Origin of the sequence: Paraburkholderia sp. Tr-20389 (assembly GCF_017104565.1) — a bacterium.
Classification (GTDB): domain Bacteria; phylum Pseudomonadota; class Gammaproteobacteria; order Burkholderiales; family Burkholderiaceae; genus Paraburkholderia.
In genome coordinates this window covers 1-13,298 of sequence record NZ_JAAGPD010000064.1, presented here as the reverse complement: position 1 = coordinate 13,298, position 13,298 = coordinate 1, and the positions used below count along the sequence as shown (strand labels likewise).

The following is a 13,298-nucleotide window of genomic DNA, read 5'->3' as shown; positions in this document are numbered from 1 at the left end:
ATTAAGTCATAGCTGAAGGGTAAACCGTCGGCAGGACGGGTAAACTATCTTTAGACTGTACCGGTGCCGGTGTATGACGGACGGCGAACGGGTTTTATTCCCCAAGCCGGTGCTATCCGTGGCGGTTTAACAAAAAACGAAGCGAATCTCGCTACAGTGCCAACTCAGGCCGACACAAGGAGACCGCACGATGCGGGCCGATCCCATCCAGCGCGCCATCGACGAAGACCTCGTGCGCGTGCTGTACGCGCAGGACCCGATTGCCTTCTTTACGCACTGGTTCTCGATTGCCGTGCTGGTGGCGATCTACTGGAATAACATCCCGCATCCGCATCTTTTCGCGGCCTGCTTCATCTTCTATGGCTTCGCCAATTGCGCGAGCCTCGCGCTGTGGATGTGCAACCGGCGCTGGCCCGAAGCCGTGTCGCCGCGCACCTGGATCAACCTGCACGCGGCGCGCGGCGCGCTGCTCTACAGCGCGCCGGGGCTCGCCATCTGGTTCGCGTTCCAGAGCCCGCACACCGATCTCCCCATCCTGCACACGGTGATGCTCGTCACGCTGGCGGCGGGCGTGTTCATGTCGAACGGCTTCGACGTCGCCAACTTCGTGACGGCGATCCCGTTCCTGCTGCTGCCCGCGATCGTGCTGCACTTCGGCACGCATACGTTCGACCGCACGATTCTCGCGATCGTCCTCGCGTTCTTCTTCTGCGCGATCAACGTGTACGCGCTCAGCTACCGCAAGCTGTTCCAGCGCGTCGTGCAGGCGCGCGTCGATCAGCAGGCGCTGGCCGAGTCGCTGGCGGCGCAGAAGCTGGTCGCCGAAGAGGCGAGCCTCGCGAAGACGCGCTTCTTCGCCGCCGCCAGCCACGATCTGCGCCAGCCGCTGCACGCGATCGGGCTGCTCGCGGCATCGCTGAATGATTCGTCGGCGACGCCCGTGCAGCACGCGAAGACGGCCAGCAACATCGCGAACAACGTCGAGGCGCTGAACCAGCTGTTCAACCAGGTGCTCGATCTGGCGCGGCTGGAAAGCGGCGTCACCCAGGTCATCAGGCTGCATTTCCGACTCTCGGAACTGTTCGACCGCGTCGGCAACCAGTACTGGCCGCAGGCGGCCGCGAAAGGGCTCGCGCTGCGCATCGCGCCGACGGACGCCGTGATCCACGACGATCCCGTGCTGCTGGAGCGGATCCTGAGCAACCTGCTGTCGAACGCGGTGCGCTACACGGAAGGCGGCGCGATCTGGATGGGCTACCGGCGCGCGGGGCAGCGCGAGGGCGGCTATATCGAGGTGCGCGATTCGGGCATCGGCATTCCCAAGGCCGAGCAGGAGCGCATCTTCGAGGAGTTCTATCAGGTCGCCAACCGGCAGCGCGACGCGCGCCAGGGGCATGGCCTCGGACTGCCGACCGTCAAGCGGCTGGTCGAGATGCTCGGCGGCCAGTTGCAATTGCGCTCGACGCCGGGGCGCGGCTCCGTGTTCCGCTTTCCGGTGCGAGCAGGCGATCCGCTGAGGATCGTCGCCGGGCTCAACGACTCGGCCGTGAGCGGCGCGGCAGCGCTCGGGCGCCACGTGCTCTGCATCGACGACGAGCCGGCCATCCTGGAAGGCATCCAGAGCCTGCTCGGGCGCTGGGGCTGCGTGGTGCGCGGCGTGCCCGACGAGCGTCACGCGCTGCAGGCCATCGACGAAGGCTTCATGCCCGACGCCGTGCTGTGCGACTACCAGCTCGCCAACCACCGGACGGGCGCGCAGGCGCTCGGCGCGGTGCGCGACGCGCTGCGGGGGCGCGGTCGCGAGCGCGTCGTGACGCTGCTGATTACGGGCGATATGGCGTCGGTGGAACTGGAAGCGCTGGCGTTGCAGGGCATTCCCGTGCTGCACAAGCCGGTAACGCCCGCGCGGCTGCGCCGCACGCTCGAGATGCTGTGGCAGCAGCCGGGTGCCGTCGCGGATGCGCCCGGCGACCGCGCGCAACGCGTAGCGGTGGAGCAGCCTGCGACGACGCGCGGCTGACTTCGCACGGCGCTGAAAAGCGTACGGGGCGTTGCAATCATATGTTGACTTCCTGCGCTGCACGCAACGCAGCGCTGATCGTTGCGCCGTCGTCGGCGCATCTCTATCGACGCACCTCATCTTCTTCCCAGCCCATTCGCACGCTTTTTTGAGAAGTGTCTGATCGACGGGCGCCATGCCTGGCTGCTGAAATAAGCCCATTCGCGATAACGGCGGTGCCGCATGACCGCCGCGAATGCTTCCGGCAACCATCGCGTCCGGCACGTCGGCCGACGCGGCAATCGAATCAATGAGGTGTAGAAGTGGACGGACATCCTTCCGACAGGCTCGTCGCTGGCGTGCTGGCGGGCGCACTGCTGACGACCGTGTTCGTGGTCGGCATGTTGTACATCGGCATTCCAGCCGAGCATCACGCGAACATGGCGTTGCGCCTGGCACTGCCCGTGGCGCTGTCGTGTGCGTTGCTGTTTCCGATGCCGCTGCTGCATCGCACGGTGCTGCGCGAGCGCCGCAGCGAATTCCTCCTCGACGAGGATCTGAACGCGATGCTGCTGGGCCGCGCAATCGGCGTGATCGGCGGCGTGGCGCTGGGCGTCACGCTCGCGACGGAAATGCTCTGACGCGCGCGCTTCAGGCGCGACATCGAGCGCGGCTGCTCAGGCCGCGTTTTGCCGAAGGCGACGTTCTGCCGCCTTCTTTCTCTCTCTAAAGCGTCTTGCCGGCTTCGAGCCAGCCGTTGATCACGGCAATGGCCGTCGCGCGGTTGTGCACGCCGAGCGCACGGAAAATCACGGACAGATGGACCTTGATCGTGCCTTCGGCGACGCCGAGATCGCGCGCGATCATCTTGTTGGTCCAGCCGCGATGCACGAGCCGCATGATTTCCTGCTGACGCGGCGACAGATTTTCCAGCAGATGCTGTTGATGCGGCTGCAACGCCTCGACCCGGACGATGGGCGCCGCATCCGGCGGCGCGGCCGTCGTCGCTTGCGCGGCGAGGGCGGTGGCGCCCGCCGTCGAAGCGGCTTCCGCCGCGGTTGCCGTGGCCGTAGCCGCGTCGCGCGAGCCGAGCAGGCTGAGCGCTTCCATCGGCACATACGCGCCGCCCGAGAGCACCAGCTCGATCGCCTTGAGCATCACGCTCGCCGGCTGGCGCTTCGGCACGAAGCCCAGCGCGCCTGCCGCGAGCACGGCGCGCATCTCGTCCGGCGATTCTTCGGCCGACAGCACCACGACGGGCAGCGCCGGATTTTCTTTCAGCAGCACTTGCAGCGAGGAGGCGCCCGTCATGCCCGGCATGTGCAGATCGACGATCGCGAGATCGTGGTCCGCGTCGGGCCTTGCGGCGGCCGCCAGCGTTTCCCAACTGTCGGCTTCGTCGAATGTGGCGTCGGGATCGAGTCCGCGTAGCAGACCCTTGACGCCCTGGCGGATCAGTTCATGATCGTCGGCTACAAGAAACTTCATGATGTCTCCGCTTTTGCCCTGCCGGTGTTGTGCCCATGTTGTCGGTCGGGACGGGAGCGGACGGCGCGCTCCCCGTTGCGCGCGCCGTCCGTCCGCAAGGCTGCGCCGCGCCGGGCTCACGCCCGCTGCGCATCGCAACCCGCTGCACTCCCTGCGGCCCGACCAGCGGTGGGCCGTCCATGCAGCAACAGCTTGTTGTGTTTCCCAAGCCGCGATCATATGCCTGATCGTCAGACGGGGGATACCTGTCGCGGCTGCGCTGCGCCCGCCTTGCGGCAGGTGCGTGCGTCCGCTGTCCTTTGTGATTCGCGCTTCATTGTTCGCGCCGGCCGCCCGGAATGCAACGGCATCGGCGTGACTTTATCAGTGTGGTCTGGTCTCGCTCGCGCTGCCGTGACGGCATGGCCGTCCCGGTTGCGCGTGTGGTTTTCCCTGGTTTGTGCGGCACTGCATCGGAAGCCGCAGGCTTGTTGCTTGCATTGCTCTCGCGGCCTGCTACGTAGACGAGTTTCGCGGAAGGATTTTGAAGGCGGACGGGTGGCCTCGACGGGCCGCCCGGCGGTTTATGCGCAGTGGATATGAGCGGGTCGCGCCTGGCTCAGCGGATTGCCCGGCGCGTTGCCCGGATCGCGCTCCAGGTAAGCTCAAAGCAGCTCAGGTGATCGCGAACAGCGTCACGTTCATCAGCGCCTTGAACGCATAGCCGACGATCATCGCGCCGCCCACGCCGCCGCACCACAGCGCGATGAACCAGACCCAGCCGGGCAGCCGGGAGCGAGCGGGTTTAGTGATAGTGGACATCGCCATGACGCACCTTGCCGCGGAACACCCAGTAGCCCATCGTCGTATAGCCGATGATGATGGGGATGATGACGGCCGCGCCGACCAGCGTGAACATCTGACTCGAACGCGGGGCGGCCGCTTCCCAGAGCGTGAGGCTCGACGGAATCGCGTACGGCCACAGGCTCACGAGCAGGCCGACGTAGCCGAGCAGCACGAGCCCGAGCGCCATCATGAACGGCGTGTTGTGATGCCGGTCGCGCACCGCGCGGCGCATGAAGAACGTGCAGATCGCGACGAGGAACGGCACGGGCAGCAGGCGCCAGAAGATGCCGGCATCGAACCAGCGCTGCGCGATTTGGGGTTCCTGCAGCGGCGTCCACAGACTCACGACGACGATGAAGCCGAGCAGCACGATCGTCAGCGGCCACACGACGCGATGCAGCCGCCGCTGCAGATCGCCTTCCGTCTTCGCGACGAGCCAGCCGCAGCCGAGCAGCGCGTAGGTGACGACGAGTCCGAGGCCCGTCAGCAGCGAGAACGGCGTGAGCCAGCCGAACGCGTCGCCGGCGAAGCGGCCGTCGGCGACGGGAATGCCTTGCAGGAACGCGCCGAGCGCGATGCCCTGGAAGAATGCCGCGCCCGTCGAGCCGCCGATGAACGCGAGATCCCACAGATGTTTCGTGCGATTCGCCTTCGCGCGGATCTCGAACGACACGCCGCGGAAAATCAGGCAAGCGAGCATGAACACGAGGGGCAGATAGAGCGCCGACAGCACCGTCGAGTAGACGACCGGGAATGCGGCGAACAGACCCGCACCGCCGAGCACGAGCCAGGTCTCGTTGCCGTCCCAGACGGGCGCGACGGTGTTCATCATCAGATCGCGTTCCTTCTCGTCGGGGAAGAACGGAAATACGATGCCGATGCCGAGATCGAATCCGTCCAGCACGACGTATATGAACAGGCCCAGTGCGATGATCGCGGCCCAGACTACGGTCACATCCATTTTTCTCTCACGGGTATGGAAGGGTTGGGATCAGGCGTCGATCATGTGATCGAGCGGATGGCGTGCAGTGCGCTCGGGACCGGCGGGCACGCCGTCCGGCGTGTTACCCGGCAGCCCGGGGCCCGAGCGCATCAGCTTGAACATGTAGTAGATGCCCGTGCCGAACACGAGGAAGTAGATGACGACGAACGCCATCAGCGAAATGCCGACCTGTTGTGCGGAAAGGGGCGATACGGCTTCGACGGTGCGCTTCACGCCGTACACGACCCATGGCTGACGGCCGACTTCCGTCGTGATCCAGCCCGCGAGCAGCGACAGGAAGCCCGTCGGTCCCATTGCGAGCGCGATGCGCTGGAACCACTTCGCGTCGTACAGCTTGCCGCGCCGGCGCAGCGCCCACGCGGCAAGCGCGAAGGCGATCATCGCGACGCCGAGGCCCGCCATTACGCGGAAGCTCCAGAACACGACCGTGGAATTCGGCCGGTCTTCTTTCGGGAAGCTTTTCAGCCCGCGGATTTCGCCGTCCCAGCTATGCGTGAGGATCAGGCTGCCGAGGTGCGGAATCGACACCGCGTACTTCGTGGTTTCGGCTTGCATGTCGGGGATGCCGAACAGGTTCAGGGCGGTGCCGCCTGTTTCGGTGTCCCACAGACCTTCGATCGCCGCGATCTTCGCGGGCTGGTATTCGCGCGTGTTCAGACCATGCGCATCGCCGACGAAGGCCTGCACGGGCGCGAGCACCAGCAGCATCCACAGCGCCATCGAGAACATCTTTTTCACGGCGTTGTCGCGCCGGCCCTTCAGCAGATGCCACGCGCCGACGGCGGAGACGACGAGCGCCGTGACGATGAACGCGGCGATCGCCATGTGCGCGAGACGGTACGGGAAGGACGGGTTGAAGATGATCTTGAACCAGTCGACGGGGACGACGTGGTTGTCGACGATATCGAAGCCTTGCGGCGTTTGCATCCAGCTGTTGGACGCGAGGATCCAGAAGGTGGAGATCAGCGTGCCGATCGCGACCATCAGTGTCGCGCCGAAATGCGCGCGCGGGCTGACGCGTTGCCAGCCGAACAGCATGATGCCGAGGAAGCCGGCTTCGAGGAAGAACGCCGTCATCACTTCGTACATCAGCAGCGGGCCGGTGACGGGACCGGCGAACGAGGAGAAGCCCGACCAGTTGGTGCCGAACTCGTAGCTCATGACGACGCCCGACACGACGCCCATGCCGAAGGCCACGGCGAAGATCTTCGACCAGAACAGGCAAAGATCTTTGTAGTAGGCCTTACCGGTTTTCAGCCAGCGCCATTCGAGGACGGCGATGAAACTGGCGAGGCCGATGCTGAGGGCCGGGAAGATGATGTGAAACGAGACCGTGAACGCGAACTGCATGCGGGCGAGGTCGAAGGCGGAGATTGCGGTGTTCATGTGTCCGAATCCGGTAGCAGGCATGACCGCAAGCGTAGGGGATCGGAGTTGGTTTTGCTGCGGCGCGCGGTGTGGCGATATGGCGCATACGCGCGGTGATTTTTGGATTGTCTATATTTGTAAATCGTTGATCTGGATCAGGTTTTTGTGTTTGCCTTCGGCGCGGCTCTCTGGCTTGTTTTCTTCTTGCGTGCGGCAATCGACCGCGTCGCAGCATGGCCCCGCGTTGGGCGCGGGATACGGAGGGGTGTGGTGGGGTGTCGCGGTTGGGGTTGGGGTTTGGGTTTGCGGTTTTGCTGGCATCCGCGTTTTGCCTTCGTGCTTCATGCGTTGCCCCTGTGCGGGGCGGCACCTACTTTTCTTTGCAGCGGCAAAGAAAAGTAGGCAAAAGAAAGCCGCTCACACCGCTAGCTTTTGTACTTGCCTGCGGGCCCCCAACGGGTCCCGCACTCCACACGGCAACACTTTGTGTTGCGCCCGTTGCCAGTGCCTTGAACAGGTGCATCAACCACTTCAATCACCCGTAAAGTTGCTGGCGACAGCGAATCGTCTGCGCCGCCCAGGTGGCAAACTGTGTGTAGCTTGTCGCGCCATGCGCGTTGCCGATCCTACGACACCGATCCGCTTTTCAGTCCGGAGTGGTGCACTTCGATCGCGATGGCCTACACACCGTTTGCCACCTGGGCGGCCGTCGAATTCTGGTAACGCGGGCTATGACGTGGGAGTGTGAAGCGGGTGAGGCGTGCAGTTAGCACGTTGGCAACGGGCGCAAACAAGCGCGTTGCCGCGTGGAGTGCAAGAACTGGCGGGAGCCCGCAGGCAACAAGTAGCACTGGCGGTGTGAGCCCGCTTTCTTTGCTTACTTTCTTTGCGGCGGCAAAGAAAGTAAGTGCCGCCCCGCACAGGGGCAACGCCAGCAAACCAGAAGCAAAACGCGGATGCCAGCGAAAGAAGAACCCCAAAACCAAACCGGCAAAAGCCGCGCCGCAGGTGCTAAGCCTCAGACCAAAGCTTTCCCCCCGTCGCCCAGTTTTCCTTCTTCACATCGACAAGAATAATATCCACCGAACCAGGTTCGACATTCAGCGACTCACACGTCGCCTTCGTGATGGCTTCAACAAACTCGCGCTTCTGTTCAACGGTACGGCCTTCAAAAAGTTCGATACGAAAAGTCGGCATGATCCACGTCCCTTAAGCAAACCAAAGTTTGAAAAGCAAAAAAACTAGTCGCGATACGACGCATCTACTCTATCGAGTTTCCTCAACAACGCAGGCCACTCGATACCACCTTCAACGGCGCCGCCGTCATCAAGCTGTTCCGCGGTGCGCTCAGCTACCGCCTCGGGCGGCAACACGAGCTCGCCGCCGCCCGCCTGCGCGAGCAGCTGAATCTCACATGCCTTGATGAGCGTCGCCATCAGCACATACGCCTCCGCAACCGTGCGGCCCGTCGTCAGCGTGCCGTGATTGCGCAGCAGCATCGCAGGCTTGTCGGCGAGATCGGCTACGAGGCGCTCGCCTTCGGCCGGTGTGAAGGCAAGACCCTCGTAGTCGTGGTACGCAAGATAGCCATGAAAACGCAGCGCGTGCTGCGAGCCCGGCAACAGGCCGTTCTTTTGCAGCGATACGGCAACGCCCGCCGTGTTGTGCAGATGCATCACGCAGAATGCGTCGGCCCGGGCGGCATGCACGGCAGCATGCAACGCAAAACCCGTCGCATTCACCGGATGCTCGCTCGCGCCGACGATGTTGCCCTCGATGTCGATCTTCACCAGATTCGACGCGCACACTTCGTCGAATGACAGGCCAAACGGATTGATCAGGAAATGACCGGGCTCGTCGGGCACGCTCGCGGAAATATGCGTGTAGACGAGATCGTCCCAACCGTTCAAGGCCGCAAGCCGGTATGCAGCCGCGAGGTCGACGCGCGTGCGCCGTTCCCCCTCCGACATGGGCTTCGACTGCGCAACGCGGCCCGCAGGCGTATGAGCGAACGACGACATGATGTCTCCAGTGAGTTTGCTTCAGCGCTCCGGTAGAACTGCGCGGCTTGCCTGTTTCCGATGCGCGACGGCAACGCCGCTGTCCGGCGAAGGTTCCGCGCTGTTCATGCTGGTGCGGCGAGTATCGCGCATGATGCGCCGCATCGTCCAGGTCGCGACGACGAACGGCGCCGTCAATGCCGGCACGCCATAGAACACAGCCGTCTGTTGCAGCACGACCGATACGCCCACGCCAGCCAGCGCGGCCAGCACGCCGCAATCGGCGACAGCGAGCGCCGTGAGCGCACCGTTGAATCCTAACAGGCCCGCATCGAACGAAGCGCTGTCGGCACCGAACAGCCAGTGCACGGCGGTGGCCAGCGCCGCGCCTGCGAGCGCGAACGACGCCGCGCGCATCGACGCAAGCGCAATGCCGGCGAGTATCAGCGCTCCTGCAACCGCGCTGCACGCAAAAGAGGTCTGAGCAAGGCCCGCCAGCAAGCCGTGCAGCGGATCGACCCGCAAAGCCATTTCACTTGCGGCAGGATGCGCGGGCATCGGACGCGCGAACGGCAGCCACGCCCACGTCACGAGCAGACACGGGCTCGAATAGAAACCCAGTCGGCACGAACGCAACAGCCGTTCCAACGGACCGAGCAACCACGCGGCCGCTGTCGCCGCGAGTATCGCGACGGCCATCGCCGTAGCGTCGTCGGAAATGAAGGTGAACGCAGCGAGCCCCGCCAGCGCGCCGTTGAAGCCGTGCAGGCCGTCGCGCGTGTCGGTGCAATCGTAGCCGCGCAGCACCGCGCCCACGTTCGCCGCAATCGCGCCCGTCAACGCCGCGCATGCCAGCCGCGCATCGCTGACGAGCCATGCCGCGAGTACGCACGCACCCGTCGCCGCATCCCGTTGCAGGACGATCTGGCCGAAGCTGCGCAGCAGCGTGCGCAAGGCATCGAGCGGTTCTTCATGAGGCGCGGCGGACATGACGGTTCAACTGATGTGACGAGGACGTGACAAAGCCGCGTGAGGCGGAACTCGCGCGGCCGTTGTGATTCGAAGCAGACGAACCGCGAGCATAGGGCACACGGCGAGCAAACGGCATGCGCGCGCGTTGATAGCGGTTATTTGGGCGCGCCTGATATCGGGGCGATCGAAGGCCTGTCACGCACGCGCCGACGATCGCGCTACGATGTCATCAAGGGCGGCTCCCAACTTTCACCTACAGGAGACGGATTCATGCGTGAAGTGCGATGGACCCCGCAAGAGGGCGAAGGCGTCGAGCATCTCGCGTTCGACGCGCGCGCCGATGGTTTTTACGTCGAGAGCGTGCTGGTCGGCGAGCGCGATGGCCGCGCATACGGCCTCGTGTACCGCGTGAAATGCGACCTGCAATGGCGCACGCTGCATGCTTCGCTGAAGCTGGTCGGCGGCGCGGAACTCGAGTTGCATGGCGACGGCGAAGGCAACTGGCACGACGGGCATGGGCTCGTGCTCGCCTCGCTGGCAGGCTGCATCGATATCGACATTTCGGCCACGCCGTTCACGAACACGCTGCCCATCCGCCGCCTGCAACTCGCGAAGGGTGCGCGCGAGCCGATCGCCGTCGCGTTCATTTCGGTCCCGGATTTGCAGGTTTCTCGCGTCGAGCAGGCTTATACGTGCATCGAGCCGGGCAGCGAATATCGTTACGAAGGCATCGACACCGGCTTTGCGGCAGAGCTGAAAGTGGACGAGGACGGACTCGTCATCGACTATCCGACGATGTTCACGCGCACCTTGCCGCTTGTCTGAAGCGACGCTTCGCGCGCGGCGACGAACCCGTCGATGCTGCCCGCGACGCGCGCCGGATCGCGCAGCACGAGCCAATGGCCCGCATCGATTTCATCGCGTGAATACGAGGGGCGGCGTGGTAGCCGCCGGTGCTGATTTGGGCGATCGGGGCATGCGGTGATTCTGGCGCGACGAACTGCTGCGAACGTTTCGTCGCATGCCGTTGCCGAGCTAGTCGCTTTCCGTGTGCGCGCCAGCGGGCAACGCCTCGCTGCCGTGTCCGAGCGCGCGCTGCATCAGCGTCGAGTCGAGCCAGCGGCCCTGTTTGAAGCCGACCGCCTTCAACGTGCCGACCAGTTCGAACCCCGCGCTACGGTGCAGCGACAGCGAGCCGCCGCGTCCGCCGTCCGCGATGACGGCGACCATCTGGCGCCACGGCCCCTGTTCGCAACGCTCGATCAGCGCTGCGAGCAAAGCGCGCCCGACGCCGCGGCCACGAAAGGCGTCGTCCATATAGATCGAATCCTCGATCGTGTAGCGATATGCGACACGCGGACGGTAGAGCGTCGCGTAAGCGTAGCCCGCAACCTTGCCGTCGACGACGGCCACGATATACGGCAGACCATGTGCGAGTACGGCGGCACGGCGTTGCTGCAAATCCTCGGCGGTTGGGGGCGTCTCTTCGAACGAAGCTACGCCTGTCAGCACGTGATGCGCGTAGATGGCCTGGATGGCGTGGAAGTCGGCTTCGGTGGCGTCGCGGATCACGGGCGCGGCGGCCGGGGAGGTCTCGCTCATTGTGTCGGGTTGCGTGTCGAGGCTGGAAACCTCTCACTATGCCTGCGGCTCGCAAGGAAATGAAGCGCTTCAAAAATGGCGCGGCGTGCGGTCGCGGTGAGCCGATCCAGGAGGGTGAGGAAATCCAGGAGGTGAGGAAATCCAGGAGAGGAAGCCGGCTCGCTCGCCGTCGGGTTTTTCATCGAGGGATCGGTACAATTCGATCCACGCACGCCCCAGGCAGCGCCCGCTGCCATGCAGGAGCCATCATGTCGTCCGCTTCGTATGCTCACAAGCCGCTCACGCCGTTTCGCCGCGCGCTCGCGCGCTTCTCGCTTTCGGAAAACGCCAAGTACGTCAAGCTCGCGCTCGGGCTGTGGATCGGCTTTTCGATTCCCTACAACCTCGGTTACCCCGAAGCGGCCGTTGCGCTCGCAAGTTCGACGATGCTGACGCTCGCGCTCGGCAGTTCGATCTCCGCCGCGCGCGGCTACTTCTATCGACGCGTGATGTCGAACGTCGTCGCAATGCCGATCGCCACGCTGGTGATCTGGCTGACGGCGCCGCATCTGTGGCTCGGTGCGTTGCTCCTGCCGCCCGTGATCTTCGCAATCGTGCGTCTGAAGCCGTCGTTGTTCCAGATGACGAGCATCACGATCCCGATGACGCTCGTGCTCTATACGGGCGAGCATATTCCGCTGCTGGAGCAGCGTCTGATCGGCGTGGTGCTCGGCATGCTGCTCGGCTTCATCCTCCAGCAGGTCGCGTTTCCGCCCGATCACGGCTACTGGGCGAACCGGCTCGTGAACGACGGCAACGAACAGGCGTCGGAAGCGCTCGCGCAGTTGGCGGCGGGCCAGTTCGACCGGGCGCAGCTGAAAGCGACGGCCGACAGGCTGAGAAAGTCGAGCACCGATCTGAAGGAAGCACACGGCCTGCTCAAGCTCGATCTGCAACAGGCATGGGTGTCGGCGCATCTCCAACGCAATCGCGTACGGCTGCCGCTTTTCTGGTGTTATCACGAACTGTTCGACTCGCTCGTCAACTTTCTGGAAACGGTCGATACGTTCCATGAGCAGTTCGTCGCGCTCGACCCGCGCTGGCGCGAAGCGTTTCTGGCCGGCCTCGCGAAACTGGTCGATGCGCACGCGAAGCTCGCGCTGGTTGCGGATCTGCGCGTCGAGCGCGCGCCGCTCGACGAGAAGCCGCTGCAACTGGACGCGTTGCGCGAGATCGTCGATACGCTGCCCGCACCCGGCGTGTTCACGAGCGTCTATCTCGGCCACCTGTCGGGCTACGGCATTTTGCTGTGCAGACTGAGCGACATGCACACGGAACACCTCGCGGGACAGGCTACGGCGGCGGCATGAAGCGCCCGATACGAAGAGATGCTCTATACCAATGGCCGTTGCCGTATCGCACGGTCGATTAACATGCGGGCTCCTGTGCCGGCCTCACTGTCGCCGGCGTCGCCACGAAGAGCCCTGTCATGAACCTGTTGTTGCGCCTGTTCCTTACGCTCATGCTGAGTCCGCGTCGCGGGCGGCTGCATGTGCTCGACAAATGCGTCACGCCGTTTCGCGTGTGGCTGAACGATCTCGACGTGCTGCGTCATATGACGAACGGCCGCTACTTCACGATCCTCGATCTGGCGCGCATCGATCTGATGGTGCGTTCGCGCATGTGGCCGCAGATCAAGAAGCGTGGCTGGTATCCCGTCGTTACGCTGGAGACGATGCGCTTTCACCGCTCGCTGGAGCTATTCGACCGCTACGAAGTGGCGACGCGCGTGATCGGCTGGGACGACAAGCATGTATTTCTCGAACAGGGCTTTGTCCGCGACGGCGTTCAGGTCGCGCTGGGCGTCGTGCGGGCGCGCTTCCTGAAGCGCAGCGGCGGCACGGTGCCGACGAGCGAACTGCTCGCGCTGGCGGGCGTGATGCACGCTTCGCCTGCGATGCCCGACTGGGTCATGCAGTGGAGCGCGGCGGAAGGCGGCATGGCGCCGCACGCCGCGCCGCGCGAGATGGCTGCGCAAAGTTGACCGCCACGCGCCGCCCGA

At 64.4% G+C, this 13,298-nt stretch carries 14 protein-coding genes; 5 read left to right on the top strand and 9 right to left on the bottom strand.

Annotated elements, in window-relative coordinates; genetic code table 11:
* Positions 1–190: 190 nt before the first annotated feature.
* Positions 191–2,020 (top strand): hybrid sensor histidine kinase/response regulator, encoded by a 1,830-nt coding sequence (locus G3N95_RS36810; RefSeq protein ID WP_205974996.1) that lies wholly within the window; start codon positions 191–193, stop codon positions 2,018–2,020.
* Positions 2,021–2,322: 302 nt separating this feature from the next.
* Positions 2,323–2,640, top strand: a complete 318-nt coding sequence (locus G3N95_RS36805) for a hypothetical protein (RefSeq protein WP_205974995.1) — start codon at positions 2,323–2,325, stop codon at positions 2,638–2,640.
* An 85-nt stretch (positions 2,641–2,725) separates the two neighbouring features.
* On the opposite strand, the gene G3N95_RS36800 is transcribed toward G3N95_RS36805, so the two are convergent.
* From G3N95_RS36800 to G3N95_RS36765, 8 genes are all read right to left on the bottom strand, one after another.
* Positions 2,726–3,487 (bottom strand): response regulator transcription factor, encoded by a 762-nt coding sequence (locus tag G3N95_RS36800; protein WP_205974994.1) that lies wholly within the window; start codon positions 3,485–3,487, stop codon positions 2,726–2,728.
* 654 nt (positions 3,488–4,141) lie between these two features.
* A complete protein-coding gene (locus G3N95_RS36795) occupies positions 4,142–4,288 on the bottom strand; it encodes a hypothetical protein (RefSeq protein ID WP_205975036.1) in 147 nt (48 codons plus the stop codon).
* Positions 4,272–5,273 (bottom strand): cytochrome d ubiquinol oxidase subunit II, encoded by a 1,002-nt coding sequence (cydB, locus tag G3N95_RS36790; protein ID WP_205974993.1) that lies wholly within the window; start codon positions 5,271–5,273, stop codon positions 4,272–4,274. Before cydB ends, G3N95_RS36795 begins: the two co-directional genes overlap by 17 nt.
* A 30-nt stretch (positions 5,274–5,303) precedes the next feature.
* Positions 5,304–6,701 carry a cytochrome ubiquinol oxidase subunit I gene (locus G3N95_RS36785; RefSeq protein WP_205974992.1) on the bottom strand — a complete coding sequence of 466 codons (1,398 nt, stop codon included), beginning with the start codon at positions 6,699–6,701 and terminating at the stop codon, positions 5,304–5,306.
* A 111-nt stretch (positions 6,702–6,812) separates the two neighbouring features.
* Positions 6,813–7,028, bottom strand: a complete 216-nt coding sequence (locus G3N95_RS36780; protein ID WP_205974991.1) for a hypothetical protein — start codon at positions 7,026–7,028, stop codon at positions 6,813–6,815.
* Between the two features lie 666 nt (positions 7,029–7,694).
* Entirely contained in the window at positions 7,695–7,880 is a 186-nt protein-coding gene (locus tag G3N95_RS36775) for a 4-oxalocrotonate tautomerase (protein ID WP_205974990.1), read from the bottom strand.
* 44 nt (positions 7,881–7,924) lie between these two features.
* Positions 7,925–8,704, bottom strand: a complete 780-nt coding sequence (locus G3N95_RS36770) for a class II aldolase/adducin family protein (protein ID WP_205974989.1) — start codon at positions 8,702–8,704, stop codon at positions 7,925–7,927.
* Positions 8,705–8,725: 21 nt separating this feature from the next.
* Positions 8,726–9,673, bottom strand: coding sequence for an urea transporter (locus G3N95_RS36765; RefSeq protein WP_205974988.1), 948 nt, complete (start codon positions 9,671–9,673; stop codon positions 8,726–8,728).
* A gap of 252 nt (positions 9,674–9,925) precedes the next feature.
* On the opposite strand from G3N95_RS36765, the gene G3N95_RS36760 reads away from it, so the two are divergent.
* On the top strand, positions 9,926–10,480 hold the full coding sequence (locus G3N95_RS36760; RefSeq protein ID WP_205974987.1) for a putative glycolipid-binding domain-containing protein: 555 nt from the start codon (positions 9,926–9,928) through the stop codon (positions 10,478–10,480).
* Between the two features lie 210 nt (positions 10,481–10,690).
* Here the strand turns inward: G3N95_RS36760 and G3N95_RS36755 are convergent, their stop codons facing one another.
* Positions 10,691–11,257, bottom strand: a complete 567-nt coding sequence (locus G3N95_RS36755; protein ID WP_205974986.1) for a GNAT family N-acetyltransferase — start codon at positions 11,255–11,257, stop codon at positions 10,691–10,693.
* 248 nt (positions 11,258–11,505) lie between these two features.
* On the opposite strand from G3N95_RS36755, the gene G3N95_RS36750 reads away from it, so the two are divergent.
* On the top strand, positions 11,506–12,606 hold the full coding sequence (locus tag G3N95_RS36750; RefSeq protein ID WP_205974985.1) for an aromatic acid exporter family protein: 1,101 nt from the start codon (positions 11,506–11,508) through the stop codon (positions 12,604–12,606).
* Positions 12,607–12,725: 119 nt separating this feature from the next.
* Positions 12,726–13,280: a thioesterase family protein gene (locus tag G3N95_RS36745; protein ID WP_205974984.1), complete on the top strand. Its 555-nt coding sequence runs from the start codon at positions 12,726–12,728 to the stop codon at positions 13,278–13,280.
* Positions 13,281–13,298 lie beyond the last annotated feature (18 nt).

Excerpts from the sequence above, each read along its gene's own strand:
- G3N95_RS36810 (WP_205974996.1), top strand. The coding sequence starts at position 191 with ATGCGGGCCGATCCCATCCAGCGCGCCATCGACGAAGACCTCGTGCGC.
- G3N95_RS36800 (WP_205974994.1), bottom strand. The coding sequence starts at position 3,487 with ATGAAGTTTCTTGTAGCCGACGATCATGAACTGATCCGCCAGGGCGTC.
- G3N95_RS36795 (WP_205975036.1), bottom strand. The coding sequence starts at position 4,288 with ATGTCCACTATCACTAAACCCGCTCGCTCCCGGCTGCCCGGCTGGGTC.
- cydB (WP_205974993.1), bottom strand. The coding sequence starts at position 5,273 with ATGGATGTGACCGTAGTCTGGGCCGCGATCATCGCACTGGGCCTGTTC.
- G3N95_RS36785 (WP_205974992.1), bottom strand. The coding sequence starts at position 6,701 with ATGAACACCGCAATCTCCGCCTTCGACCTCGCCCGCATGCAGTTCGCG.
- G3N95_RS36780 (WP_205974991.1), bottom strand. The coding sequence starts at position 7,028 with ATGAAGCACGAAGGCAAAACGCGGATGCCAGCAAAACCGCAAACCCAA.
- G3N95_RS36775 (WP_205974990.1), bottom strand. The coding sequence starts at position 7,880 with ATGCCGACTTTTCGTATCGAACTTTTTGAAGGCCGTACCGTTGAACAG.
- G3N95_RS36770 (WP_205974989.1), bottom strand. The coding sequence starts at position 8,704 with ATGTCGTCGTTCGCTCATACGCCTGCGGGCCGCGTTGCGCAGTCGAAG.
- G3N95_RS36765 (WP_205974988.1), bottom strand. The coding sequence starts at position 9,673 with ATGTCCGCCGCGCCTCATGAAGAACCGCTCGATGCCTTGCGCACGCTG.
- G3N95_RS36760 (WP_205974987.1), top strand. The coding sequence starts at position 9,926 with ATGCGTGAAGTGCGATGGACCCCGCAAGAGGGCGAAGGCGTCGAGCAT.
- G3N95_RS36755 (WP_205974986.1), bottom strand. The coding sequence starts at position 11,257 with ATGAGCGAGACCTCCCCGGCCGCCGCGCCCGTGATCCGCGACGCCACC.
- G3N95_RS36750 (WP_205974985.1), top strand. The coding sequence starts at position 11,506 with ATGTCGTCCGCTTCGTATGCTCACAAGCCGCTCACGCCGTTTCGCCGC.
- G3N95_RS36745 (WP_205974984.1), top strand. The coding sequence starts at position 12,726 with ATGAACCTGTTGTTGCGCCTGTTCCTTACGCTCATGCTGAGTCCGCGT.